The sequence below is a fragment of the Neisseria sp. P0021.S006 genome (genome assembly GCF_051956895.1).
Window position 1 is genome coordinate 1 of record NZ_JBQCWZ010000555.1, and the last position, 872, is coordinate 872.

The 872-nt window shown below is 53.6% G+C and carries 1 protein-coding gene; it reads right to left on the reverse strand.

The annotated features are described in order from the left end of the window. Positions 1-33: 33 nt before the first annotated feature. Positions 34-872: dihydroorotase (pyrC, locus tag ACTHUM_RS15645; protein WP_440403373.1), on the reverse strand; the 839-nt coding region annotated here is incomplete at its 5' end.

Consider the following 872-nt stretch of genomic DNA (forward strand, 5'->3'; position numbering starts at 1 on the left):
GTTGTTTCTTTTTATGCCTTATTGACGGCAAATTTAATATTGCACCGTCCATTCAATCTCACCGCCGGCCCTCATCGGTACAAGTTCGCCATCGCCGTAAGGTACGCTGGCAGGTACGGTTTGCGTTTGTTTGACCAGTGTGATGGTATCAGAATTTTCAGGCAGACCGTAGAAACGCGGGCCATTTTTAGAAGCAAAGGCTTCCAGTTTATCCAACGCGCCTGCTTTCTCAAACACTTCGGCATAAAGCTCGATGGCGGTCATCGCGCTGAACATACCGGCACAACCGCAAGCATTTTCTTTGGCAGTTTTGGCATGTGGCGCAGAGTCTGTGCCGAGGAAGAATTTGTGCGCCTTATCGCCGGTAACGGCGGCAACCAAAGCCTGACGGTGGGTTTCACGTTTGAGTACAGGCAGGCAGAAATGATGAGGACGCACGCCGCCGACCAAAAGGTCGTTGCGGTTGAGCAGCAAGTGTTGCGGCGTCACGGACGCAGCCACATTATCGCTGGCTTCCAATACCAGTCGGGCGGCCTCGGCAGTGGTGATGTGTTCGAACACGACTTTAAGATTCGGCACTTGCGCCAAAACCGGTTTCATCACGCGCTCGATAAAGGCGGCCTCGCGGTCGAAAATATCGATTTCAGGATCGGTCACTTCGCCGTGAACCAAGAACAAAATGCCCTGTTTCGCCATTTCTTCCAACACGGGGATGAGTTTGAACAAGTCGGTCACGCCGGAATCGGAGTTGGTGGTCGCGCCCGCAGGATAGAGTTTGAAAGCCACGATACCGGCAGCCTTGGCTTCGCGCACGAGTTCGGGTGTGGCGTTGTCGGTCAAATAAAGCGTCATCAACGGCTGGAAGGTACTGC